Here is a 24029-nt window from a genome sequence, read left to right as displayed (position 1 = left end):
GTGGGGACAACCGGTGCTTGGGGGGAGGGCTGACAACCCATGAGTCGTCGCACCACGGGGCCCTTCGGGGTCTGGGCCGAGATGCAGCGGCAGCGACAGCGCCAGCTGGAGGCCGAGGCGCGGCAGCGCAGACAGGAGGCCCAGGAGGCGCGGGCCTACGAGCGGCGAGCCGCCCAGAGCTACCGCGGATACAAACAGGCCGAGGCGATCCGCCGCACGGAGGAGCTGGACGCACGGGTCGCGGCGCTCCAGGGCCTGCTGGCCTCGGGCTGCCGGGCATCGGTCTTCCGGCCCGGCGCGCTCATGCGCTCCGACGAGCTCGCGCCCCTGGCCGCGGTGATCGACGGCGTCGGACGCCGGGAGCCCGACGCCGTGACCGAGTACTTCTCCGCGGCCCTCTACACCTCGACGGCATGGCCCGAGGGCTTCCCTCGGTGGGTCGCGATGGCCTACGACCCCGCGGCGCGGCAACTGGTGCTGGACTGGGAACTGCCCCCGGCCGACGTCGTCCCGCAGTCCAAGTACGTGCGGTACATGTACGCGGCCGACCAGTACAAGGAGACGCCCCGCCCGGTGGGGCAGCGCAGGGCTCTCTACAAGGAAGTCGTCGCGCAGTGCATGCTGCTCGTCCTGCACGAACTGTTCGCCGCCGACGAGCCCGGCGCGCTGGAGTCGGTGGCCCTCAACGGCTTCGTCGACGGACACGACCCCACGACGGGCCGGCCGGACCGCATCTTCCTGGCCACCGTCATGGCCGAGCGCTCCTCGTTCCGGGAACTGCACCTGGCCCAGGTGGACGCGGAGAGCTGCCTGGCCGACGCGCTGCGCGGGCAGCTGTCGGCCCGCCCCGACCAGCTCGTCGCGATCAGGCCGGGCCGCCGGCCCGAGGAGGCCGGCCAGCGCGTCGCCACCCACGGCGACGACGAGGAACCCGATCTGTACGAGATGGACCCGATCGCCTTCGAAGGCCTCGTCGCCGAACTGTTCGGGGCGATGGGGATGCGGGCGGTCACCACGCAGCGCTCCAACGACGGCGGGGTCGACGTCCACGCGCTGGACCCGACGCCGATCCGCGGCGGGCAGATCGTCGTCCAGGTGAAGCGGTACCGCAACACGGTGCCGCCCACCGCCGTCCGCGACCTGTACGGGACCGTGCAGGACGCCGGGGCGAACAAGGGCGTCCTCGTCACCACGTCCGGGTTCGGCCCCGGCTCCCACACCTTCGCCAACGGCAAGCCGCTGGAACTGATCTCGGGAACCGAACTCGTCGACCTGCTGCGCCGCCACGGCCTGCGCGGCCGGCTGGGCGAGGGCGGCCGCCGGGACCCGACCGTGCCCCCGCCCCCCGTCCCGGAACCGTCGCTGCCCGACGAGTACAACATCCTCGGCATGTCCTGGTCCGGGAGCGTCGCCCTGGACGTGTGCGCCCTGGTGTGCCGCGGCAACCGCATCCTGACCGACGACCACTTCGTCTTCTACAACAACCCGCGCACCCCGGACGGCTCCGTACGGACGCTGCCCGCCACCGCGCCCGACAAGGCCGCGCTCTGCGCCTCGTTCGACACCCTGCCGGACGACGCCGACCGCCTCGTGCTGGTGGCCGCCGTCGACCCGGAGGCGAATCCGGACGCCGATCTGTCCGGTTTCACCGACGCGCACATCCGCCTCCTCGACCCGGCGCTGACGGAACTGGGCCGGCTCCAGGTCTCCGACGGCCGCCCGCACGAGACCGCCCTGGTCCTCGGTTCCTTCCGCCGCAGGACCAACGGCGACTGGGACTTCGTCGTGGGCGGAAGGGGCTACACGGGCGGCCTGGAGGAACTGCTGCGCGACTTCGGCGTCGAGGTGGACTGACGCGTCCACAGCGAGAGATCGCTGCTCGTCGCCACGGCGACGGTCCGGCCGGAGGGCGGGAAGCCGGCCGCCCGGAAGGTGGAGTAGTCGGAGTGGAAGATGTGCCACCACTTCTCTCCGTGCGGACCGGCGTGCGGGAGCCCGCCGTCGCGGGACAGCAGGACGCGGTCGTTCGGCCAGGCCGGCGTGACGACCTCCAGCTGCCACCCGTCCCGGGTGCCGGTGTGCAGCCCTCCGCCGAAGAGTCCGGCGATGTGCACCCGGCTGCCCGCGACCGGCCCCAGCCCGGGACACGAGAGGTCGGCCGCTTCGTCGGGCGTGCTGCCGCCGGGATCGGGATCCCGGTCCCTGGCGATCTTCTCGCCGGTGACGGCGTCGAAGAGACCGTGACCGTCGTGCGAGACGACCATGACCAGGTCGTGCCCAGTGTCGGGATGCGACGCGAAGCCGATGCCGAGCAGCCCGCCGACCGGAACGAGGGCGACGGCCCGCCAGGGCTCGGGAGTGGCCACCACGGGCGCCGCGAGCAGCCGCTCCCGCATCGCCCGCTGGTACGCCGAAAGCCCCGGCTCGTGCGTGGGTGCGGGTGGGAAGGCGGGGGAGTGGTCCGTCACGGTCGTAGATTCCTCAGGCCTTCCTCCACGGCCGGGTACGGCCGCTCCCCGGGCAGCAGCGCCCGGGCCGCGTCCAGGGCGTCGTCCCGTACGAGGGCGTGGATCTCGTGGGCGAGCGGGGTCACGTCGCGGACGGCGACCGTCCACTCGTCCGCGTACCGGCGCGCGGCCTCGCCGGACAGCCCCAGTTGCAGGGAACGGTAGGGCAGGGGCCGCAGATGCAGGTCGCGTTCCGGGTCCCACTGGACGCGGGTGGGCGAGCGCTTCAACTCGCGTTGCCAGGTCGCCCGGTCGGGGTGCACGCCGGGCGCGTAGCTCGACAGGCACGCGTTGCGCAGGGCCCACTCGAAGCCCTCGCGGCCGATCTCGACGGCCAGGACGGTCTCCTGCCCCGCCTTGGTGGCCCACCCGCAGCGGTACATCATCCACAGGAACGAGGGCTTGATCCACGTCATCCTGTCCCGCTTCCAGGCCGCCGGAAAACGTCCGTCGCGGGCGGCGGGGAGGCCGATCCCCGGGGAACACGCCTGGTAGACGGTGACACTGGACGCCGTGCAGCCGCCCGGCTCTCGCGCCGCGCTTCTCGCATGCCGTACAGCTTCGGCCGGAGGCCGCGCCCCGGGTCACAGGTACTCGGCGGGGACGGCTACAGCGCGTCGAACGGGGGGATGATACGGACGATGATGACCAAGGGGTCCCGCGGTGCAACCAGGAAGTAGAACCACCCTCCGGCCGCGTCCATCCGTCGTAGGCCGCCCGAGCGTGGACCGTTGCCGAGATCGCTGATGTCGACACCCGTACTGGCCAGGTCGATCAGTTGACCGGCCAGGCGTTCCACTTCCGTCACGACGTGGGCCGGGAGACCACCTGCCACGTGGTCGTAGTCGGGGTCGTACTCCCATCGCCACTCCACGGTCATCGGGAGTGAAGACCGACGGCTGCGTGCGCCTGGTCGAGGATGCGTCCGATCTCGGATGCGGCTTGTCGTGCCTGGACAGCGTCGCCGGATGCGGCGCGGTCCTCCCAGGCGCGCAGGTCTGCTGCCAGGCCCGGCTGGCGTTGGATGTAGACGTAGGCTGCCCACTGGGCGACGAACCGCTGCAGGGGTGCCAGGTCCGAGCCCTGCCGGGACTGGTCTGCCGCCTGGTCCAGCTCGCGTGTGAACGCGGGCAGCGCCGCCGGTGTGATCTGCCCGACGGCCTGACGCAGGGCGGCCACCGTTGCGGGGGGCTGGGGGATGAGTGGTTGCCCGGCGGCGGAGATGGTCATTGCTGCTCCCATGGGCGCGATTCTGGTCCCGCGACTCAGGCTATCCGGCAGGGGCGTCGACGCACCGCTCGAACGGGTGAGGCAGAACCGATACGCCCGTCCGGCCGCGTGGAATCGTTGGGGCGCCCCGAGCGTTGCATGCAGCGTGGGCATGCAGGCCGGTGAGGCACGGGCCGAGTGACCCGGACGACCGAGCCGAGAGAAAATTGGAGGGCCGCAATGGCTGCGCAGACGCAGAGGGCCGTACTGGCGGGCGGATGCTTCTGGGGGATGGAGGAGCTGGTCCGCCGGCTTCCGGGCGTGGCCGCGACCCGGGTCGGTTACACCGGCGGTGACGTGCCGAACGCGACGTACCGCAACCACGGCACGCACGCGGAGGCCATCGAGATCCTCTTCGACCCCGAGGCGACCGACTACCGCACGCTCCTGGAGTTCTTCTTCCAGATCCACGACCCGAGCACCAAGAACCGCCAGGGCAACGACATCGGTCTCAGCTACCGCTCGGCGATCTACTACGTGGACGACGAGCAGAAGCGGATCGCCGAGGACACGATCGCCGACGTGGACGCCTCCGGACTGTGGCCCGGCAAGGTCGTCACCGAGGTGGAGCCGGTCGGCCCCTTCTGGGAGGCCGAGCCCGAGCACCAGGACTACCTGCAGCGCTACCCGGAGGGGTACACCTGCCACTTCCCGCGCCCGGGCTGGCGGCTGCCCGCCCGCAGCGAGGGCTGAGACAGCGAGGGCTGACACAGAACGGCAGCGGTGGCGGAACGCGGTCCGGCCGGGTGAACGGCCGGACCGTCCGCACGAGGGCGCCCGGCGATCAGTGCGGCAGCGTCGCCGGGCTGCCGCCGTTCGCCTCGTACCCCGCGACCGCCAGCGCGCGGTAGACCGCGAACTCCGCCGCCGGGTCGGCCGACAGGGTCCAGGGCAGCGCGCCGACGTGGCCGTCTATGACCGTCAGCTGGTTCATGGCCTCCGCCCAGCGCTCGCCGCGGACCAGGAAGAAGACCAGCAGGTGGCGGACGTGCGCCTGCATCGGATCGTCCGGGCGGGCCGAGTGGACGGCGTGCAGCGCGCCGTGGACGGCCTTGGTGACGACCTCGCTCTGGTAGAAGCCGCTGACCAGGTTGACCTCGGGCAGGTGCTCGAAGACGGCGAAGAGCGGCATCGCCGCGAGCAGCGAGCCCCGCGGGGCCCTGGCGGCCGCCGCCTCCGCGAACGAGTACGCCAGCTGCCGCGAGCCGTGCCACTTCTCGCACCAGTACTGAAGGGCGGCCAGGTGCGCGCCCATGTGGTGGGGAGCGCGGTCCAGGATCTTCAGCCAGAGCTGCTCGAACTCCTCGCGCGAGTAGCCGAGACCGCGGGCCACCGACAGCTCGACGATGTACGGGATCGGGTCCCCGGGCGCGAGAAGGGCGGCCTCACCGCAGGCCGCCTTCGCCTCCTCCATGATGATCCGGAAGTCGTCCGAGCCCGGCGTCGCCGTCCGCCACGCCTGCTGCACCAGGAACTCGGCGTGCACCGCCGCCCCACCCGCGTCCTTGGGCGCCTCGGCCCGCCACACCCGCAGCCACTGCCCGCCAGGCGTCTCCCCGACCCCGCCCGGCCGCTGCCGCAGCTCCAGCGACGCGGCGCCGGCGAAGGCCTGGACACGCTGCCAGCGCCGCTCGCCCTCCGCCTCCGTGCCGGCCAGGAGCTGCTGCGCCCCCCGGTAGTCCTGGGTGCGCTGCACCAGGTCGAGGACGTCCAGCAGGTCCTGGTCGGGACCGGGCATCCGGATGTCCAGCTCCTCCTCGCGCGCGAAACCGTAGTTCGCGGGGTCGGCGGCGTCCGGGTGACCGGGCTCGACCAGGCCGACCGCACCGCGCCTGCGCCGCGAGATTTGGAGCAGCACGAAGCCGAGCATGACCAGTGCCATCAGGACCCAGAGAATCTCCATGTCTCAAGCGAACCAGACGCCGCCGACAATTGGCCAACCCGTCCCCCGCCCTGTGGAAAACGCGCGAGGCGTTCCGCACGGCTACCCTCGGTGCCCATGAGCGACAGGCACATCAGTCAGCATTTCGAGACGCTCGCGATTCACGCGGGCAACACCGCCGATCCCCTGACGGGCGCGGTCGTCCCGCCGATCTATCAGGTGTCGACCTACAAGCAGGACGGCGTCGGCGGGCTGCGCGGCGGCTACGAGTACAGCCGCAGCGCCAACCCGACCCGCACGGCCCTGGAGGAGAACCTCGCCGCCCTGGAGGGCGGCCGTCGCGGCCTCGCGTTCGCGTCCGGACTGGCGGCCGAGGACTGCCTGTTGCGTACGCTGCTGCGCCCCGGCGACCACGTGGTGATCCCGAACGACGCGTACGGCGGCACCTTCCGCCTCTTCGCCAAGGTCGCCACCCGGTGGGGCGTCGAGTGGTCCGTGGCCGACACGAGCGACGCCGCCGCCGTGCGGGCCGCCCTCACCCCGAAGACCAAGGCCGTGTGGGTGGAGACGCCCTCCAACCCGCTGCTCGGCATCACCGACATCGCCCAGGTCGCCCAGGTGGCCCGCGACGCCGGCGCCCGGCTCGTCGTCGACAACACCTTCGCCACCCCCTACCTCCAGCAGCCGCTGGCGCTGGGCGCCGACGTCGTCGTGCACTCGCTGACCAAGTACATGGGCGGGCACTCGGACGTCGTGGGCGGCGCGCTGATCGTCGACGACCCGGAGCTGGGCGAGGAGCTGGCTTTCCACCAGAACGCGATGGGCGCGGTCGCCGGGCCCTTCGACTCCTGGCTGGTGCTGCGCGGCACCAAGACCCTCGCCGTGCGCATGGACCGGCACAGCGAGAACGCGACCAAGGTCGCCGACATGCTCTCCCGGCACGCGCGCGTGACGAGCGTGCTCTACCCGGGGCTGCCCGAACACCCGGGGCACGAGGTCGCCGCCAAGCAGATGAAGGCGTTCGGCGGCATGGTGTCCTTCCGCGTCGAGGGCGGCGAGCAGGCCGCCGTCGAGGTGTGCGACCGCGCGAAGGTCTTCACGCTCGGCGAGTCCCTGGGCGGCGTCGAGTCGCTGATCGAGCACCCGGGCCGGATGACGCACGCCTCCGCGGCGGGCTCGGCCCTGGAGGTGCCCTCCGACCTGGTGCGCCTGTCGGTCGGCATCGAGAACGCCGACGACCTGCTGGCCGACCTCCAGCAGGCGCTCGGCTAGGAAGCGGGGGCTGGGAAGCGGGGCTCACCAGCCCTCCCAGCCGGTCACGGGTGGGGTCGTCTCCGAGGGCGGCTCCACCCACGGCTGGACGGTCAGCGCCCACACCGCGAACGCCACGGCCGCGGCGCCCAGGAGCAGCCACAGCAGGCGGCGGACGGCCCTCCTGCGGCGCAGGATGCGCGCGCCCCGCCGGACGGCCTCCGCATAGAGGTCGGGCGGCACCCGCGGCGGCGACTGCTCCATGATCCGCCGCGCGGCTGCCTCGCGCCCGGGACGGTTCACCGGCACCTCCCGCCGCGCCACGCGCGCGTGCCGGCCGTAGTACGGCTACCGGTGACGGGCGTGCTGCCGCCGTCGGTGACGGCCGTGGTCCTGCCCGTCGCGCGCTCGGCCCTGCGTGCGCTCCGGCCGGTCACCCCGTCCGTCATGGCGTCGCCGCCTTCGCGTTCGCCGTCTTCGTCTTCCCCGTCGCAGCCGCCGTCGTCTCTGCCAGGGCCGCCGTATCCGCCGTCGCTGTATCTGCCGCTGCCGCTGCCGCTGCCGCTGCGTCTGCCGCCGCCGGTGCCGCCGTCGCCGTCGCCACCGGCCGGTCGGGTGCCGGCTGCGGGTGCAGCACGGTGGCCGTCGCGCGGTCGCAGATCGTCCGGACCCGGTCCACGGGCAGGCCCAGCAGCGCGGACGCCTGTTCCTCGGCGACACCCTCGTACAGCCTGAGCACCAGGATCAGGCGTTCGTGCGGGGCGAGCCCGCCCAAGGGGCCCGCGGGACGCCGGCGGGCCCGGCCGAGGACGCCGTACCGGTGCCAGATCTCGCGGGCGAAACGGGTGGCCAAGTACTGGCGGGCGCGGTCGTAGGGGTCCTCCCCGTGCAGCCGGTCCCAGCCCGCGTACGTATGGGCCAGGCTCAGGGCCAGCAGGCGCCGCGCGCGCGGGTTGGCGTCCGGGGCCTCGGCGGTGAGCAGGGTGGCGGCATGCAGCAGCCGCCCTGCCGCGCCCGCGACGAACGCCTCGAACTCGCGGGCCCGGCGGGCACTGTGGGACGCATGCCGGTCTCGCACCGCGCCTCCCGCCCGGACGGCGACGACCCCTGAGGTCTCATATCAGGCCAGGGGCGGCCCGCCGGTCAAGGGTTCGGTCGAATGCCGCCCCCGAAAGCGGCGGAATCCCCTGGAACCCCGCTCCCGTAAGCCGCCGAAAACCGCTCCCGAAGGTCGTTCAGGAGCCCGACGGCGTATCCGTGGCCCCGACGCCGGACGGGGCCATACGGGCGGACAGGGCGCCGTTGAAGCGCGACAGGAGCGCGCAGAACGCCTCGCGCTCCTCCGGTGCCCAGTCGTGCGTCAGCTCGGCCATGAGCCGACGCCGGGACGAGCGGACCTCCTCGAGCCGCGCCAGGCCGCGCGGGGACAGCTGGAGGACCACCGCGCGCCCGTCCTCGGGGTGGGAGGTGCGCTTGACGAGTCCGGTGTCGACGAGCGGGGCCACCTGCCGGGTGACCGTCGAGGAGTCGATCCCCATGCTCGCGGCGAGCGCCTTCACACCCATCGGACCCTCGGTGTCCAGGCGGTTGAGCAGCAGGTAGGCGGCGCGGTCCATGGAGTTGCGCACCTGTCCCACCCCGCCGAGCCGGGTCTGTTCGGCGCGTCGGGCGAAGAGCGCGACCTCGTGCTGGAGCGTCTCGAGAAGACCGGTGTCACCGGCGGTCGTCATGTCCATCGACATTTCAGGTGTTGTGGGCATGGCCGGGGGCTCACTTCGTGGAGGGCTGCTAATTGGGGGACAGGGTACGCGGCCGGGCGGCAAGGCGTACCTGCGCCGGACAAAGCGGGTCTCGGAGGTTGGTCACAACCATGCGGGGCGTCCGGGAACTGCGATGCTGGGGAGCATGAGCTACAGCACAGCGTCCCTGGTCGCTCCCGTCACCCTCGACGACGTGCGCGGAGCCCAGAAGATGCTCTCGGGCGTGGCACGGGTGACGGCGATGGAGGGCAGCAGGCACCTGTCGCAGCTGGTCGGCTCCCCGGTGCACTTCAAGTGTGAGAACCTCCAGCGGACCGGCTCCTTCAAGCTGCGCGGCGCCTACGTGCGGATCGCCGGGCTGCTGCCCGAGCAGCGGGCCGCGGGCGTGGTCGCGGCGAGCGCGGGCAACCACGCGCAGGGTGTGGCGCTGGCGTCGTCGCTGCTGGGCGTGCGGTCGACGGTGTTCATGCCGAAGGGGGCGCCGCTGCCGAAGATCAGCGCGACCCGGGAGTACGGCGCCGAGGTGCGGCTGCACGGCCAGGTCGTCGACGAGACGCTGGCCGCCGCGCAGGAGTACGCCGAGCGGACCGGCGCCGTGTTCATCCACCCCTTCGACCACCCCGACGTCATCGCGGGCCAGGGCACGGTCGGGCTGGAGATCCTGGAGCAGTGCCCCGAGGTGCGGACCGTCGTGGTCGGCGTCGGCGGGGGCGGACTGGCGGCCGGCATCGCGGTCGCGGTGAAGGCGCTGCGGCCGGACGTGCGGATCGTGGGCGTGCAGGCGGAGGGCGCGGCGGCGTACCCGCCCTCGCTGGCCGCGGGGCGCCCGGTGGCCGTCGAGAACCCGGCGACGATGGCCGACGGCATCAAGGTGGGGCGGCCCGGTGACGTGCCGTTCGGGATCGTCGGCGAGCTGGTGGACGAGGTCCGCACGGTCTCCGAGGACGAGCTGTCGACCGCTCTGCTGCTGTGTTTGGAGCGGGCCAAGCTGGTCGTGGAACCGGCCGGGGCCAGCCCGGTCGCCGCGCTGCTGAGCGCGCCGGACGCCTTCGCCGGGCCGGTGGTGGCGGTGCTGTCCGGCGGCAACGTGGACCCGGTGCTGATGCAGGGCGTGCTGCGGCACGGCATGGCCGCGCAGGGCCGCTATCTGGCGGTGCGGCTGCGGCTGACGGACCGGCCCGGGGCCCTCGCCACGCTTCTCGGGGTGTTGTCAGTGGTCGACGCTAACGTCCTCGATGTGAGCCACGTCCGAACGCATCCGCGGCTCGGGCTCACGGAGGCGGAGGTCGAACTGCACCTGGAGACGAAGGGGCCGGAGCACTGCGCCGAGGTCGGCCGGGCGCTGCGGGAAGCGGGATACACGGTCATCGCCTGAGTCCGGGCGGGGCACCGGCGGCCACTTCGTCACTCGTTCGAGCAACTGCATTGTGAGACGCGATACATCGCGTTATGGTGTGTCGTAAATCGCTCGCTGAGCGCGGCGAAACGTACAAACCTAGGCTTTCCGAAGAATCCCCGACGACGTGGAGACTCACATGCCAGGCGCCATCTATGCCGAAGGCCTGGTGAAGACCTTCGGTGACGTAAGGGCTCTCGACGGCGTCGACCTCGACGTTCCCGAGGGCACGGTCCTGGGCCTGCTCGGGCCGAACGGCGCGGGCAAGACCACCGCCGTCCGCTGCCTCACGACCCTGCTGCGCCCCGACAGCGGCAAGGCGGTCGTCGCGGGCATCGACGTCCTCAGGCAGCCCAACGAGGTACGCCGCTCCATCGGCCTCTCCGGCCAGTTCGCCGCGGTCGACGAGTACCTGACGGGCCGCGAGAACCTGCACATGGTCGGCCAGCTCTACCAGATGAAGGGCAAGGCGGCGAAGGCGCGGGCCGCCGAGCTGCTCGACCAGTTCCACCTCTCGGACGCCGCCGACCGCCCCACCAAGACGTACTCGGGAGGCATGCGCCGCCGGCTCGACCTGGCGGCCGCCCTGGTCGTCTCCCCGCCCGTCATGTTCATGGACGAACCCACGACCGGCCTGGACCCCCGCAACCGGCAGGAGCTGTGGGAGGTCATCAAGCAGCTGGTCGCGGGCGGTACGACCCTCCTGCTCACCACCCAGTACCTGGAAGAGGCCGACCACCTCGCGCACGACATCGCGGTCGTCGACCACGGCCGCGTCATCGCCCGGGGCACCTCCGACCAGCTCAAGGCCCGCACCGGGGGAGAGCGCGTCGAGGTCGTGGTCCACGACCGCGGCCGCATGGCGACGGCCTCCGAGGTGCTCGCCGGATTCGGCAAGGGCTCGACCACGGTCGAGGAGCACACCCGCAAGCTGACCGTGCCCGTCACGGGCGGCGCGAAGCTGCTCGCCGAGGTCATCCGCGAACTCGACGTCCGCGGTATCGAGATCGACGACATCGGCCTGCGCCGCCCCACCCTCGACGACGTCTTCCTCTCCCTCACCGGCCACGTGGCCGAGGCGGCGGACGAGACGAACGGCTCGGCGGACGACGCCGACCACGAGCAGGAGAAGGAGACCGCCAAGTGAGTGCCGCCACCGACGCCGCGCCGGTCACGGCGTCCGCCAACCCCATCGGCCAGTCCGTCCGTGACTCGCTGGTCATCGCCCGCCGAAACCTGATCCGGATGACCCGGATCCCGGAGATGGTCCTCTTCGGGATCATCCAGCCGGTGATGTTCGTCATCCTGTTCACGTACGTCTTCGGCGGTTCCATCAAGGTCGGCAGCACCACCGACTCGGACGTCTACAAGGACTTCCTGATGGCGGGCATCTTCGCGCAGACCGTCACCTTCGCCACCGCCGGATCGGCGGCCGGCATCGCCGACGACATGCAGAAGGGGCTCGTCGATCGCTTCCGGTCCCTGCCGATGGCGCGAGGCGCGGTGCTGACCGGGCGGACGGTCGCGGACCTGGTGCAGACGTCGATCACCCTGCTCGTCCTGGCGATCGTCGCGCTGCTCGTGGGCTGGCGCACCGGATCGGCGGAGCCGACCAACATCGGGAGGGTGCTCGCGGGCTTCGGGCTGCTTCTGCTCCTGGGGTACGCCTTCACGTGGATCGGCGCCCTGATCGGCCTGTCCGTACGGACGCCGGAGGCGGCGACCTCCGGAGGGATCATCTGGCTGTTCCCCGTCACCTTCGTGTCCAACGCCTTCGTCGACCCCACCCAGATGACGCCGTGGCTCCGCCATGTCGCCGAGTGGAACCCGTTCAGCGCGGTCGTCCAGGCGTGCCGCGAGCTGTTCGGGAACCCGGGCGTCGTGCAGTCGGACGCCTGGCCCATGCAGCACCCGGTCTGGGCGACGCTTACCTACTCGATCGTGATCGTCCTGATCTTCAGGACACTGGCAGTGCGCAAGTACCGCAGAGCGGCCGGCTGACGGCGAGGCCGAGAGGCACGACCGATCGGCAAGGCGGCAGGACGCCGACGAGCCCCCGGCGTCACGGGGACACCGGGGGCTCGTCGGCGGTGGGCGGCGCGTCAGCCGTTGTACGGCTCGGCCTTGAGGATCCTCACCGAAGCCATCTTGCCGTTCGGCAGCTCGTACTCGGCGTCGTCGCCGACCTTGTGGCCGATGACGCCGGAGCCCAGCGGGGACTGCGGGGAGTACGTCTCGATGTCCGAGCTCGCGTACTCGCGCGAGGCGAGCAGGAAGTCCAGCGTGTCGTCCTCGTCACCGTCGAAGGCGATCGTGACGACCATGCCGGGCGCCACCTCGCCGCCGGCGGCCGGGGCCTCGCCCACCTTGGCGCTCTCGAGCAGCTGGGTCAGCTGGCGCACACGGAGCTCCTGCTTGCCCTGCTCTTCCTTCGCCGCGTGGTACCCGCCGTTCTCACGCAGGTCCCCCTCCTCGCGAGCCGCGGCGATCTTGCCAGAGATCTCGGTGCGCGCAGGACCAGTAAGGTATTCAAGCTCCTCCTTGAGCTTGTTGTACGCCTCCTGGGTCAGCCAGGTGACGTTCTCGCTGGTCTGGGTCACGGGTGCTCCTCGTTGGTACTGGGAATACAAATCAACGCCCTACCCAGAAGGATGTTCCTTCACGGAAGGGCGAAACCACGAGCCTAACAATTCAGTGGCCAAAGGGGGAGGACATAAGCCACCAGATTCCCGTCAGTGCAGGTCAGGTGGCCTGCATTGGCGCCAGCGGGGCCCGCTGGGTCACTCCGGATGGCAGCCGAGCAGCTCGGCCGTCGTCCCCGCGGCCTTGGTCCGGAGGGTGACGACCTTGTCGATGCGGGTGTCGTCGCCGTCGAAGCGGAAGTCCGCCCGGCCCACCTCGTCGCCGTCCTCCGCCTGGGAGCGCACGGTGCAGTAGCCGGTGACGCCGGCGTCCTTGCGGACCTCCAGGTGCACCTGCACCGAGTCCTCGGCGAGCTCGAAGCCGATCAGCTCGCCGCTGATCTTGTTCTGACCGACGTAGTGGTAGCCGAACCAGCCGATCAGTGCGAGCAGGAGCGCGCCGAGTACGGCGCCGACGATCTTGAGCGTGCGGTCGGCCTGCTCGTCCGAGGAGCGGCCGTAGCGGCCCTGAGGAGTCCGCGTGCTCGCCGTACTCATGATCGTCCTCTCCGCGGAAGCGGGTCCGGGTTCTCGGGCCCCGGAATTATTCCGCTCCCGATTCGGTCACTATAGAAGCCTGCGATTGCGCCGCTGCACGCCGGGGCGCCGACTGACCGAGGATTGAGTCTTGACTGACCAGCTGCGACTGATGGCCGTTCACGCCCACCCCGACGACGAGTCGAGCAAGGGCGCGGCCACCATGGCGAAGTACGTGTCCGAGGGGGTGGACGTGCTGGTGGTGACCTGCACGGGCGGGGAGCGCGGCTCCATCCTCAACCCGAAGCTCCAGGGGGACGCGTACATCGAGGAGAACATCCACGAGGTGCGCAAGAAGGAGATGGACGAGGCCCGGGAGATCCTGGGCGTGGGGCAGGAGTGGCTCGGCTTCGTCGACTCCGGCCTGCCCGAGGGCGACCCGCTGCCGCCGCTCCCGGAGGGCTGCTTCGCCCTCGAGGACGTCGACAAGGCCGCCGGTGAGCTGGTGCGGAAGATCCGTTCCTTCCGGCCCCAGGTGATCACCACCTACGACGAGAACGGCGGCTACCCGCACCCCGACCACATCATGACCCACAAGATCACGATGGTGGCGTTCGAGGGTGCGGCCGACACCGAGAAGTACCCGGAGAGCGAGTACGGACCGGCGTACCAGCCGCTGAAGGTCTACTACAACCAGGGCTTCAACCGGCCCCGCACCGAGGCGCTGCACAACGCGCTGCTGGAGCGCGGCCTGGAGTCGCCCTACGAGGACTGGCTCAAGCGCTGGGCGGAGTTCGAGCGCAAGGAGCGCACCCTCACCACGCACGTGCCCTGTGCGGACTTCTTCGAGACCCGTGACAAGGCGCTGATCGCGCACGCCACGCAGATCGACCCCGACGGGGGCTGGTTCCGGGTGCCGATGGAGATCCAGAAGGAGGTCTGGCCCACCGAGGAGTACGAGCTGGCCAAGTCGCTCGTGGAAACCTCCCTCCCCGAGGACGACCTCTTCGCGGGCATCCGCGACAATGCCTGACATGAGTGCAAGCGCAAGCCTGGCAATGACGCACCTCGTCACTCTCGCCGAGCTCGACGAGGACAAGGTCACCCCCGGCGTCCTCGGTTTCATCGTGTTCGCCGTGATGGCTCTGGCGGTGTGGGGACTGATGAAGTCCATGAACCGGCACATGGGCAAGGTGGACTTCAAGGAGCCGGCGGAGCAGGACGCCTCCGGCGGCACCGAGGCCAAGCCCCAGCGGGGCTGACCCCGAGACCCCGGGCCCCGGGGCCCCGGGGCCACCTCTTGGGCGGGCGGCCCCGGTCTCAGGCCGTGACCGCCACGCCCATCACCTCCCTCGCCTGGCGGCCCGGGACCATGCCCAGACGCCAGGCCTGCCAGCCCGCCTCCAGTTGCACACCGCGCTCCAGGAGGAGCTGGTAGGCGTCCACGTAGTCGTCCAGCTTGGTGTCCCGGGCGGCATGCCGGGCGCGGGACAGCTGGGTCAGCTCCTCCTGCGCCACCGCCGTGCCGATCTCCACCCCGCCGGGGGCGGCGTAGGGCAGCAGCGTGCAGCGCAGGAAGCGGGCCCAGTCCTCGCCGCGCCGGTCGCCGTACCCGGCGAAGAGGGCGGCGGCCTCGTCGCACAGGGCCAGCGCCTGCGGCGTACGGGCGTTGCCCGCGTCGACGACCGCCAGCTCCAGGCACGTCCACGCCTCCCCGTGGCCCACGCCGATGCGCTGGAAGTCGGCGCGCGCGTCGACCAGGAGCTGCCGGGCGAAGCCCGAGTTGCGCAGCGAACCGGTCTGGGCGGCCCGCTGGTCGCGGGTCACGCGCGCCGAGTGGTGCCGGGCGCAGGCCAGGCCGTACACGTCGCGCATCCGGGAGAACATCGTGCGGGAGCGTTCCAGCTCGCGCACGGACTGGTCCAGGTCGCCGGTCTCCTCCAGCGCCTGGCCCAGGTAGTAGACCGTCCAGGCCTCGCCGCGGGCGTCCTCGTTCTCGCGGTGCCGGGCCGCCGCCCGCCGCAGTTCGTCCACCGCGTCCAGGGCGTCGCCGTCCACCAGGCGGGCCCGCGCCAGCTGGGTCAGCGCCCAGGCCTCGCCGCGGGCGTCCTGGGTGCGCCCGTACAGGTCGAGAGCGGCCCGCAGGTCCGCCTCCGCGCCCGGCACGTCGCCCATCCGCAGATGCAGCTGGCCGAGCTGGAAGTGGGCCCACGCCTGGCCGTGCACCGACTCGCCCGCGCGGTGCAGCACCAGCGACTCGGTGAGCAGTTCCAGTGCCTCGGCCAGCCGGGCCCGGTCGCGCTGCACCGCCGCCAGCGCGTGCAGCGTCCACGCCCGGTCCGTGGCCAGCTCCGGCGCGGCCTGGAGGTCCAGCGCCTCGCGGAGCTTGGCCGCCGCGTCGGTCAGGTTGCCCTGGTGGTGCAGCGTGATCCCCAGCGAGCACAGGGCCCGCGCGGCACCGGCGTCGTGGTGGGCGTCCCGGTACAGGTCGACCACGGAGGCCAGCGTCGTACGCGCCTTGTCCAGCTCACCGAGCTGCCGGGCCGCGATACCGGTGCGCCACTGCACCGAGCGCACCAGCAGCCCTTGGTCCACGGACTGCGCCAGCTCGTTGATCTCGCCCAGCCGGTACAGGTCGCCGCGCAGCAGGCAGTAGTCGCACAGCGCGCCCAGCAGGTTCAGCACCGTGCCCTGGTCGACGCCCTCCGCGTGCCTGAGCGCCGCCGTGATGAAGCTCGACTCGTCGTCCAGCCAGCGCAGTGCCTCGTCCAGGGACGTGAAGCCGTACTGCCCGAACTGGTTCGAGCGGGTCGACATGTTGCCGTCGACCAGGCGCAGCACGGAGTCGGCCAGCTCGGCGTAGTTCGCGATGAGCCGTTCCTGTGCGGCCGTCCGCTCGCCGGGTTCCTCCTCGTCGGCGAGGCGGGCGCGGGCGAAGGCGCGCACCACGTCGTGCAGGCGGTAGCGGCTGCCGCGTACGTGGTCGATCAGTCCCGCCCGGGACAGCGCCGCCAGCTGCCGGGTCGCCTCCGTCTCGTCCGTGGCCAGCAGCGCGGCGGCGGCCGCGGCACCCAGGGAGGTACGCCCCGCCAGCGCCAGCCGGCGCAGCAGCCGCCGGGCCGGTTCCGACTGGTCGGTGTAGCGCAGCCACAGCGCCCGCTCGACCGGCTCCACCGGGCCGTAGGCGGCCAGGTCGGTCGCCAGCGCGCGCGGCGAGCGCGGGCCCAGCGACGACCCGGCGACCCGCAGCGCCAGCGGCAGCCCGCCGCACAGCTGCCGGATCTGCTCGCTCGACTCGGCGTCGTACGGGCCCGACGCGTCCTCGGCGGCGGCGCCCAGCAGCTCCTCCGCGCCCGCCGCGTCCAGCGCCTCCACGGGCAGGTCGTACACCCGGGCGGGCAGGTCCGGCGGGAGCCGCAGCGCCTGTCGCGCGGTGACCAGCACCAGGCTGTCCGACCGCTCCGGCACCAGCGCCCGCACCTGATCGGGGTCCGAGGCGTCGTCGAGGACGACGGTGACCGGGACACCCGTCAGGTGCTGGTGGTACAGCTCGCTGAGCCGCCTGACCTGCTGGTCGGCGGAGGACCGCTCCCGGAACAGCAGTTGCTCGCGCGGCGCACCGAGCCGGTTCAGCAGGTGCAGCAGGGCGTCCCGGGTGCTCAGCGGCGCCGCACCGCCCGTCCGTGAGCCGCCCGTCCCGGAGCCACCCGCGCCCGGAGCACCCGCCCCGGAGCCGCCTGCTCCCGAGGTACCCGTGCCCGAGCCGCCCGTCGCGGACCCGTCCCCGCGCAGGTCGACCAGGCAGGCCCCGCGGAAGTAGTCCCGCAGTTCGTGCACGGCCCGCACCGCCAGCGTCGTACGGCCGCTGCCCGGCGGCCCGTGCAGCACCACCACCGTCGGCTTCGTCTCCGTGCTCGCGCGGGCCGCCTGCACCCACTGCCGCAACCGGGCCATCTCCTGCCGCCGGCCCGCGAACGGGCCGTCCGCCACGGGGAGTTGCCCGAACGACTGCTCCAGCGCGCTGCGCCCCCGCGCGGCCGCGCTCTTGTCGGCACCCCGCAGCTTCGGCCCGGTCTTGGCCGGCCCGGTGGACGCGGCGAGCATCCGCTGCTGGTCCAGGAACGGCCGGATGCCGCGCACCTCCAGCGCGGTGAGCCACTGGAGCCGCAGCTGCTCGGGCCCGCCGGGCTGGCTGACCGCCCCGGCGCGGTGATGGGCGGCCGGCACATGGGCCCCGACCACCTTCACCACGGTCGCCGCCGCGCCGACGACCCCGACCGTCACCCCCGCGCCCACCGCGGTGCCGGTGCCCGTGCCGAGCGCCACGTCGGCCACCACCGCGGCGACCGCCGCCACGGCGGCCACCAGCAGGGGCGTGCCGGCGCCCTCACGGGCGTACCGCTGGCGGAAGGTGAGCTGCCCGGCCGAGGCCTCGTCGAGGGCGTGGGTGTAGGCCGCGTACTCCTCGCCGGCCGTCCCCGCCATCGCGTCCAGCGCCGCCCGGGCGCGGGAGAGCAGTACGTTCCCGTCCGTGCGTCCGCCCGAGCGCCGTACCTCCTCCTCCACGGCCCGCCTGAGCAGCCCTTCGGCCTCCGCCCGATGACTGTCCCGCATGTCGCGCCCCCTCCGGCGGCATCGGTGTCCTGCCGGGTCGCCCCTGGCGCCCCGGTGCCCCCGGGCGTCCCAGAGCCCTCCCGGCCCGTCCCCGGGTCCTTCCCCGGTTGTGCGTGGGTCAAGTGTCCTGCGGTGGGGAGACCCTGGGGAGGGGTGTCCGGCACCGGATTCGCGCCGGTCCGTCGCCGGGCGGGGAAATTCGACGAATTCCTCTCTTGACCCCGGTGACCGAAGCCACTAATTTGCCAGGGAAGCAGACCCATGACTACCGACAGGAGGCGACCGCGGATGTACACCAACTCCGATCTGAGTCGCCTCGCCCGCCGCACCGTGTGGGTTTCGGGCCGGGTCGCGCACGGCTGCTGACACGCCGTTCCGCTGTGCCCTCACGTGGCACATCCGGGGTTTTCCCCTCCATCTCTTCACCTCTTCACGGCATGCCGCTGTCGCGTGCCGGTGTGCGCCCGTTTCTTTTACGCGGCGCGTCCGAACAGAGAAAGCTGCCTGAAATTGGCGAACATGATGAATCGACGTGTCCCGAGTCGAAATGAAGGTCGGTCATGGTAGCGGCACGGATCACCGTCAACGGAAAAGAAGCCCCGATCGCACCGTCCGCGCCCCACACCACGGTCCTGGACTTCCTGCGCGAGCGCGGTCTGACCGGTACCAAGGAGGGCTGCGCCGAGGGTGAGTGCGGCGCCTGCTCGGTCCTGGTGGCCCGCCCCGGGGTGAACAAGCCCACCGACTGGGTGCCGGTCAACGCCTGCCTGGTCCCGGTCGCCGCGCTCGACGGCCAGGAGGTCGTCACCTCCGAGGGCCTCGCCACCGTCGAGGCACCGGGCACGCCGCCCGTCCTGCACCCGGTGCAGGAGGAGATGGCGGTCCGCGGCGGCTCCCAGTGCGGCTACTGCACGCCGGGGTTCATCTGCAGCATGGCGGGCGAGTACTACCGGCCCGACCGCTGCGCGCACGCGGAGCAGGGTCCGGACACGGCCGAGGGCGCCGACGGCAGCGACGGCGCCGACGCCGAGCACGGCCCGAACGGCTTCGACCTGCACGCCCTCAGCGGCAACCTGTGCCGCTGCACCGGCTACCGCCCGATCCGCGACGCCGCCTTCGCCGTGGGCGCGCCCACCGACGAGGACCCGCTGGCCCGGCGCCGAGAGCAGGCCTCGCCCGCGCCCGTCGCCACCGAGTACCGCCAGGACGACAGCGCGTTCGTGCGCAGGGACACCCTGGCCGAGACGCTGCGGCTGCTGCGCGAGCGGCCCGACGCGGTCGTGGTCGCGGGCAGCACCGACTGGGGCGTCGAGGTCAACATCCGCTCCCGCCGCGCGGACTGCGTGGTCGCCGTCGACCGGCTGCCCGAACTGCGGGAACTGCGCGTCGAGTCCGACCACGTCGAGATCGGGGCGGCCCTGACGCTCACCGAGATCGAGCGCCGCCTGGACGGCACGGTGCCCCTGCTGGCGCAGCTGTTCCCGCAGTTCGCGTCCCGGCTCATCCGCAACGGCGCCACCTTGGGCGGCAACCTCGGTACCGGCTCGCCCATCGGCGACAGCCCGCCGGTGCTGCTCGCGCTGGAGGCGTCGCTCGTGCTCGCCGACGCCGACGGCGAACGCGAGGTCCCGCTGGCCGAGTACTTCACCGGCTACCGGCAGAGCGTGCGCCGCCCCGGAGAGCTGATCCGCGCGGTGCGCCTCCCGCTGCCGCTGTCGCCGGTCGCGGCCTTCCACAAGATCGCCAAGCGGCGTTTCGACGACATCTCCAGCGTCGCCGTCGCCTTCGCGCTCGACGTCGAGGGCGGCACCGTCCGCAAGGCGCGCATAGGTCTGGGCGGCGTGGCCGCCACCCCGGTCCGGGCGCTCGCCACCGAGGCCGCCCTGGAGGGCAGGCCGTGGACGCCGGAGACCGCCGAGGCCGCGGCCGAGGTGCTGCGGGGCGAGGGCACGCCGATGAGCGACCACCGCGCCAGCGCCGGCTACCGCGCCGCGATGCTCGGCCAGAGCCTGCTGAAGCTGTACGCACAGACCACCGAGGCGGTGCCGTCATGAGCCAACTGTCCGAGCGTCCCGAGAAGCCCGTCGTCGGCGTCTCCATGCCCCACGAGAGCGCGGTCCAGCACGTCACCGGCACCGCGCTGTACACCGACGACCTGGTCCAGCGCACCAAGGACGTCCTGCACGCCCACCCCGTCCAGGTCATGAAGGCCCGCGGCCGGGTCACGGCCGTCCGCACCGGGGCCGCCCTCGCGGTGCCGGGTGTCGTACGGGTGCTGACCGGCGCCGACGTGCCCGGTGTCAACGACGCGGGCATGAAGCACGACGAACCGCTCTTCCCCGACGAGGTGATGTTCCACGGCCACGCGGTCGCCTGGGTGCTCGGCGAGACGCTGGAGGCGGCCAGGATCGGCGCGGCGGCGGTGGAGGTGGACCTCGAGGAACTGCCCTCGGTCATCACGCTCCAGGACGCCATCGCGGCGGACAGCTACCACGGCGCCCGCCCCGTCATGACGCACGGCGACGTCGACGCGGGCTTCGCCGACTCCGCGCACGTGTTCACCGGCGAGTTCCAGTTCTCCGGGCAGGAGCACTTCTACCTGGAGACGCACGCGGCGCTGGCCCAGGTCGACGAGAACGGGCAGGTGTTCATCCAGAGCAGCACCCAGCACCCGTCCGAGACCCAGGAGATCGTCGCGCACGTGCTCGGGGTGCCCGCCCACGAAGTGACCGTGCAGTGCCTGCGGATGGGCGGCGGCTTCGGCGGCAAGGAGATGCAGCCGCACGGCTTCGCGGCCGTCGCCGCGCTCGGCGCCAAGCTGACCGGCCGTCCGGTGCGGTTCCGGCTCAACCGGACCCAGGACCTGACCATGTCCGGCAAGCGGCACGGCTTCCACGCCACCTGGAAGATCGGCTTCGACGCCGAGGGCCGTATCCAGGCCCTCGACGCCACGCTGGTCGCCGACGGCGGCTGGAGCCTGGACCTGTCCGAGCCGGTCCTGGCCCGGGCGCTGTGCCACATCGACAACACGTACTGGATCCCCAACGCGCGCGTCGCCGGCCGCATCGCCAAGACCAACACGGTCTCCAACACCGCCTTCCGCGGCTTCGGCGGACCGCAGGGCATGCTGGTGATCGAGGACATCCTGGGCCGCTGCGCGCCGCGACTCGGCGTCGACCCCCGGGAGCTGCGGGAACGCAACTTCTACCGGCCGGGCCAGGGCCAGACGACGCCGTACGGGCAGCCGGTCACGCAGCCCGAGCGGATCACCGCCGCCTGGCAGCAGGTCCTGGACCGGGCGGGCTTCGCCGACCGCGAGCGCGAGATCGCCGCGTTCAACGCCGCGCACCCGCACACCAAGCGGGCCCTGGCGATCACCGGCGTGAAGTTCGGCATCTCGTTCAACCTCACCGCCTTCAACCAGGGCGGCGCGCTGGTGCTGATCTACAAGGACGGCTCCGTCCTGATCAACCACGGCGGCACCGAGATGGGCCAGGGCCTGCACACCAAGATGCTCCAGGTGGCCGCCACCACGCTGGGCATCCCGCTGCACAAGGTGCGCCTCGCCCCGACCCGCACCGACAAGGTGCCCAACACCTCCGCCACCGCGGCCAGTTCCGGAGCCGACCTCAACGGCGGCGCGGTCAAGAACGCCTGCGAGCAACTGCGCGAACGCCTCCTGCGGGCGGCGGCCTCGCAGCTCGGCGCGAACGCCTCGGACGTACGCATCGTCGAGGGCGTCGCACGCACCCTGGGCAGCGACAAGGAGCTGGCCTGGGACGACCTCGTGCACACCGCGTACTTCCAGCGGGTCCAGCTGTCCGCGGCCGGCTACTACCGGACCGAGGGGCTGCACTGGGACGCCAAGACGTTCCAGGGGTCGCCGTTCAAGTACTTCGCCATCGGCGCCGCCGCGACCGAGGTGGAGGTGGACGGCTTCACCGGCGCCTACCGGATCCGGCGGGTCGACATCGTGCACGACGTCGGCGACAGCCTGTCCCCGCTGATCGACATCGGCCAGATCGAGGGCGGCTTCGTGCAGGGCGCGGGCTGGCTGACGCTGGAGGACCTGCGCTGGGACACCGGCGACGGCCCGCACCGCGGCCGGCTCCTGACCCAGGCCGCCAGCACCTACAAACTGCCGAGCTTCTCGGAGATGCCCGAGGAGTTCAACGTCACCCTCCTGGAGAACGCCACGGAGGAGGGCGCCGTCTTCGGGTCCAAGGCGGTCGGCGAGCCCCCGCTGATGCTCGCGTTCTCGGTGCGCGAGGCACTGCGGCAGGCCGCCGCCGCGTTCGGGCCGAAGGGGACCGGCGTCGAGCTGGCCTCGCCCGCCACACCGGAGGCGGTGTACTGGGCGATCGAGTCGGCCCGGCAGGCCGGCACCGCCGGGAGCGGCGGCGCCCGCCACGAGGCCGCCTCCGACGGCGGCCGGGTCCGCGCCGGTGTGAAAGCGCTGAGCGGTGCCTGACATGACGTGGGTCGCCGCGGTCGCGCGGTTGCGGGCGCGCCGGGAGTCCGGCGTGCTGGTGACCGTCGCGACCGTGCGCGGCCACGCCCCGCGCGACGCCGGAGCCAAGCTCGTCGTGGGACACACCGAGACGTGGGGCTCGATCGGCGGCGGCAACGTCGAGGCCGTGGCGATCGACCGGGCCCGCGAGATGATCACCGCGGCCAAGGCGGAACCGGAGCTGCTCGACTTCGCCCTGAACGACAAGGTGACCAACCAGCACGGCGTGCAGTGCTGCGGCGGCGCCGTCTCCGTCCTGCTCGAACCGCTGCCGGTGGTCCGGGCGGTGGCGATCTTCGGCGTCGGCCACGTCGGCCTGGAACTGGCACGCGTCCTGGCCCGTCAGGACCTCGACCTGTACCTCGTCGACAACCGCTCCGACATGCTCACCGAGGAGCGCCTCGGCGTGCTGGCGGACGCGGTGGCGCAGGTGCACACGCACCACACGCCGCTGCTGCCCGAGGAGGTGCTGGCTCAGCTGCCCCGAGGCGCCCACGTCCTGATCATGACCCACGACCACGCCGAGGACGCGGCCCTGTGCGACGCGGCCCTGCGCACGGACCATCTCGGGTCCATAGGACTCATCGGATCGGCGGCCAAGTGGGCCCGCTTCCGCAAGCGCCTCGCCACCGAGGGCGGCCACGGCGAGGCCGTCATCGACCGGATCAAGACGCCGATCGGGCTGGCCGACATCACCGGCAAGGAGCCCGCGACCATCGCCGTGAGCGTCGCGGCGGACCTGCTGCGCACCTTCGAGGCCGACGGGGAGTGACCCCCTTGCGGGACCGGTGGCCGGCCCCTGTAGGAACCTACGAACCGGCGGTCGCAGCCCGTCCGTAGTTCATGTTTTCGGCCCCTGGCCGGGTCTCGTCGCCGAGCGGTGTACTGCTCCTACGCCTCCTCCCCTCGAAGCGCCCCGGCCCGCACGCCGTCCTCCCGCACGCCGCATGCCCAAGAAGGAGCACGCATGACCACCGACACCCTCGAGACCGGCATCCGCGAGTTCGAGCGCGCCTGGATGGACAAGGCCATCGAGCTGGCCACCACCAGCGTCCAGAACGGCGGCGGCCCCTTCGGCGCCCTCATCGCCCGGGGCGACGAGATCATCGCCCTCGGCAACAACCAGGTCACCGCGGGACTCGACCCCACCGCCCACGCCGAGGTCAGCGCCATCCGCGCCGCCTGCAAGACGCTCGACACGTTCAGCCTGGAGGGCTGCACCCTCGTCACGTCCTGTGAGCCCTGCCCGATGTGTCTGTCCTCGGCCCTGTGGGCCCGCGTCGACCGCCTCGTCTTCTCCGCCGACCGCCACGACGCCGCCGTGGCCGGCTTCGACGACCGCAAGTTCTACGACCTGTTCGAGAAGCGACCGCAGGCGAACTGGCCCATGACCGTGGAACACCTCGACCTGCCCCACCGCACCCAGCCGTTCGACGCCTGGATCGCCAAGACCGACCGCGTCGACTACTGAGAAGAAGTCGCTGCTCCTGAGCCGGAGCCTCTTCGTGGGTCCAACCACCCCGTCCGTGTGCCCCTTCCGAGTGGCGTACGGGCGGGGCGGCTGCGCGTGCGCAAGGATGAACACGCCCAGTCGACTTGCGCGGGCGACCCGGCGCTGCCGGCTCAGCCTTCGTAGGTGAGGCCTGGACTCCTGCTTCCGAAGGTTCCCTGTTTCGTCCGCC

21 protein-coding genes and 2 pseudogenes are annotated in these 24029 nt (G+C 72.2%); 12 read left to right on the top strand and 11 right to left on the bottom strand.

Annotation, left to right across the window (positions count from 1 at the left end; genetic code table 11):
- Positions 1-39: 39 nt before the first annotated feature.
- Positions 40-1854 (top strand): restriction endonuclease, encoded by a 1815-nt coding sequence (locus tag OHA99_RS13500; protein WP_405695892.1) that lies wholly within the window; start codon positions 40-42, stop codon positions 1852-1854.
- Here the strand turns inward: OHA99_RS13500 and OHA99_RS13495 are convergent.
- From OHA99_RS13495 to OHA99_RS13480, 4 genes and pseudogenes are all read right to left on the bottom strand, one after another.
- Entirely contained in the window at positions 1800-2396 is a 597-nt protein-coding gene (locus OHA99_RS13495) for a hypothetical protein (RefSeq protein ID WP_405698940.1), read from the bottom strand. The genes OHA99_RS13500 and OHA99_RS13495 overlap by 55 nt on opposite strands.
- A gap of 68 nt (positions 2397-2464) precedes the next feature.
- Positions 2465-3057: pseudogene (locus OHA99_RS13490) on the bottom strand (DUF4291 domain-containing protein).
- 57 nt (positions 3058-3114) lie between these two features.
- Positions 3115-3387, bottom strand: coding sequence for a hypothetical protein (locus tag OHA99_RS13485; protein ID WP_007444274.1), 273 nt, complete (start codon positions 3385-3387; stop codon positions 3115-3117).
- A complete protein-coding gene (locus OHA99_RS13480; RefSeq protein ID WP_007444275.1) occupies positions 3384-3737 on the bottom strand; it encodes a DUF6247 family protein in 354 nt (117 codons plus the stop codon). Before OHA99_RS13480 ends, OHA99_RS13485 begins: the two co-directional genes overlap by 4 nt.
- A 219-nt stretch (positions 3738-3956) precedes the next feature.
- Between OHA99_RS13480 and msrA the strand changes: the two genes are divergently transcribed.
- Positions 3957-4469, top strand: coding sequence for a peptide-methionine (S)-S-oxide reductase MsrA (gene msrA, locus OHA99_RS13475; protein WP_153178213.1), 513 nt, complete (start codon positions 3957-3959; stop codon positions 4467-4469).
- Between the two features lie 91 nt (positions 4470-4560).
- On the opposite strand, the gene OHA99_RS13470 is transcribed toward msrA, so the two are convergent.
- On the bottom strand, positions 4561-5679 hold the full coding sequence (locus OHA99_RS13470; RefSeq protein ID WP_153178212.1) for a hypothetical protein: 1119 nt from the start codon (positions 5677-5679) through the stop codon (positions 4561-4563).
- Positions 5680-5775: 96 nt separating this feature from the next.
- Between OHA99_RS13470 and OHA99_RS13465 the strand changes: the two genes are divergently transcribed.
- Positions 5776-6930, top strand: coding sequence for a cystathionine gamma-synthase (locus OHA99_RS13465; protein ID WP_153178211.1), 1155 nt, complete (start codon positions 5776-5778; stop codon positions 6928-6930).
- Positions 6931-6954: 24 nt separating this feature from the next.
- Here the strand turns inward: OHA99_RS13465 and OHA99_RS13460 are convergent, their stop codons facing one another.
- The 3 genes and pseudogenes from OHA99_RS13460 to OHA99_RS13450 all read right to left on the bottom strand — a co-directional run bounded on the left by OHA99_RS13460 (position 6955) and on the right by OHA99_RS13450 (position 8651).
- A complete protein-coding gene (locus OHA99_RS13460) occupies positions 6955-7212 on the bottom strand; it encodes a hypothetical protein (protein ID WP_165684971.1) in 258 nt (85 codons plus the stop codon).
- 280 nt (positions 7213-7492) lie between these two features.
- Positions 7493-7987: pseudogene (locus tag OHA99_RS13455) on the bottom strand (RNA polymerase subunit sigma-70); the annotation flags it as partial.
- 157 nt (positions 7988-8144) lie between these two features.
- On the bottom strand, positions 8145-8651 hold the full coding sequence (locus tag OHA99_RS13450; protein WP_165684969.1) for a MarR family winged helix-turn-helix transcriptional regulator: 507 nt from the start codon (positions 8649-8651) through the stop codon (positions 8145-8147).
- A gap of 163 nt (positions 8652-8814) precedes the next feature.
- Here OHA99_RS13450 and ilvA point away from each other — a divergent pair, with 163 nt between their 5' ends.
- From ilvA to OHA99_RS13435, 3 genes are all read left to right on the top strand, one after another.
- Entirely contained in the window at positions 8815-10044 is a 1230-nt protein-coding gene (gene ilvA, locus OHA99_RS13445) for a threonine ammonia-lyase (protein WP_164383432.1), read from the top strand.
- 160 nt (positions 10045-10204) lie between these two features.
- On the top strand, positions 10205-11212 hold the full coding sequence (locus OHA99_RS13440) for a daunorubicin resistance protein DrrA family ABC transporter ATP-binding protein (RefSeq protein WP_003974013.1): 1008 nt from the start codon (positions 10205-10207) through the stop codon (positions 11210-11212).
- Positions 11209-12066, top strand: coding sequence for an ABC transporter permease (locus OHA99_RS13435; RefSeq protein ID WP_003974012.1), 858 nt, complete (start codon positions 11209-11211; stop codon positions 12064-12066). Before OHA99_RS13440 ends, OHA99_RS13435 begins: the two co-directional genes overlap by 4 nt.
- Positions 12067-12167: 101 nt before the next feature.
- On the opposite strand, the gene greA is transcribed toward OHA99_RS13435, so the two are convergent.
- Both greA and OHA99_RS13425 read right to left on the bottom strand, forming a co-directional pair.
- Entirely contained in the window at positions 12168-12665 is a 498-nt protein-coding gene (gene greA, locus OHA99_RS13430) for a transcription elongation factor GreA (RefSeq protein WP_153178206.1), read from the bottom strand.
- A gap of 180 nt (positions 12666-12845) precedes the next feature.
- Positions 12846-13244 carry a DUF4307 domain-containing protein gene (locus OHA99_RS13425; protein WP_003974010.1) on the bottom strand — a complete coding sequence of 133 codons (399 nt, stop codon included), beginning with the start codon at positions 13242-13244 and terminating at the stop codon, positions 12846-12848.
- 130 nt (positions 13245-13374) lie between these two features.
- On the opposite strand from OHA99_RS13425, the gene mca reads away from it, so the two are divergent.
- Both mca and OHA99_RS13415 read left to right on the top strand, forming a co-directional pair.
- On the top strand, positions 13375-14256 hold the full coding sequence (mca, locus tag OHA99_RS13420) for a mycothiol conjugate amidase Mca (RefSeq protein WP_153178205.1): 882 nt from the start codon (positions 13375-13377) through the stop codon (positions 14254-14256).
- A complete protein-coding gene (locus OHA99_RS13415) occupies positions 14249-14485 on the top strand; it encodes a hypothetical protein (RefSeq protein WP_179232321.1) in 237 nt (78 codons plus the stop codon). Before mca ends, OHA99_RS13415 begins: the two co-directional genes overlap by 8 nt.
- A gap of 58 nt (positions 14486-14543) precedes the next feature.
- On the opposite strand, the gene OHA99_RS13410 is transcribed toward OHA99_RS13415, so the two are convergent.
- Entirely contained in the window at positions 14544-17837 is a 3294-nt protein-coding gene (locus OHA99_RS13410; RefSeq protein WP_366472605.1) for a tetratricopeptide repeat protein, read from the bottom strand.
- Between the two features lie 560 nt (positions 17838-18397).
- Here OHA99_RS13410 and OHA99_RS13405 point away from each other — a divergent pair.
- The 4 genes from OHA99_RS13405 to OHA99_RS13390 all read left to right on the top strand — a co-directional run bounded on the left by OHA99_RS13405 (position 18398) and on the right by OHA99_RS13390 (position 23818).
- On the top strand, positions 18398-19891 hold the full coding sequence (locus OHA99_RS13405) for an FAD binding domain-containing protein (RefSeq protein WP_366472604.1): 1494 nt from the start codon (positions 18398-18400) through the stop codon (positions 19889-19891).
- Complete coding sequence (xdhB, locus tag OHA99_RS13400; RefSeq protein WP_366472603.1) at positions 19888-22308, top strand: xanthine dehydrogenase molybdopterin binding subunit; 2421 nt, start codon at positions 19888-19890, stop codon at positions 22306-22308. Before OHA99_RS13405 ends, xdhB begins: the two co-directional genes overlap by 4 nt.
- A gap of 1 nt (position 22309) precedes the next feature.
- The gene (gene xdhC, locus OHA99_RS13395; RefSeq protein WP_366472602.1) at positions 22310-23119 is read left to right on the top strand and encodes a xanthine dehydrogenase accessory protein XdhC; all 810 of its coding nucleotides are present in this window, start codon (positions 22310-22312) and stop codon (positions 23117-23119) included.
- Between the two features lie 195 nt (positions 23120-23314).
- On the top strand, positions 23315-23818 hold the full coding sequence (locus tag OHA99_RS13390) for a nucleoside deaminase (protein WP_007444204.1): 504 nt from the start codon (positions 23315-23317) through the stop codon (positions 23816-23818).
- Positions 23819-24029 lie beyond the last annotated feature (211 nt).

This window comes from Streptomyces coelicoflavus, assembly GCF_045041415.1.
Classification (GTDB): Bacteria; Actinomycetota; Actinomycetes; order Streptomycetales; family Streptomycetaceae; genus Streptomyces; species Streptomyces coelicoflavus.
This window is presented reverse-complemented; position numbering and strand designations above follow the sequence as displayed.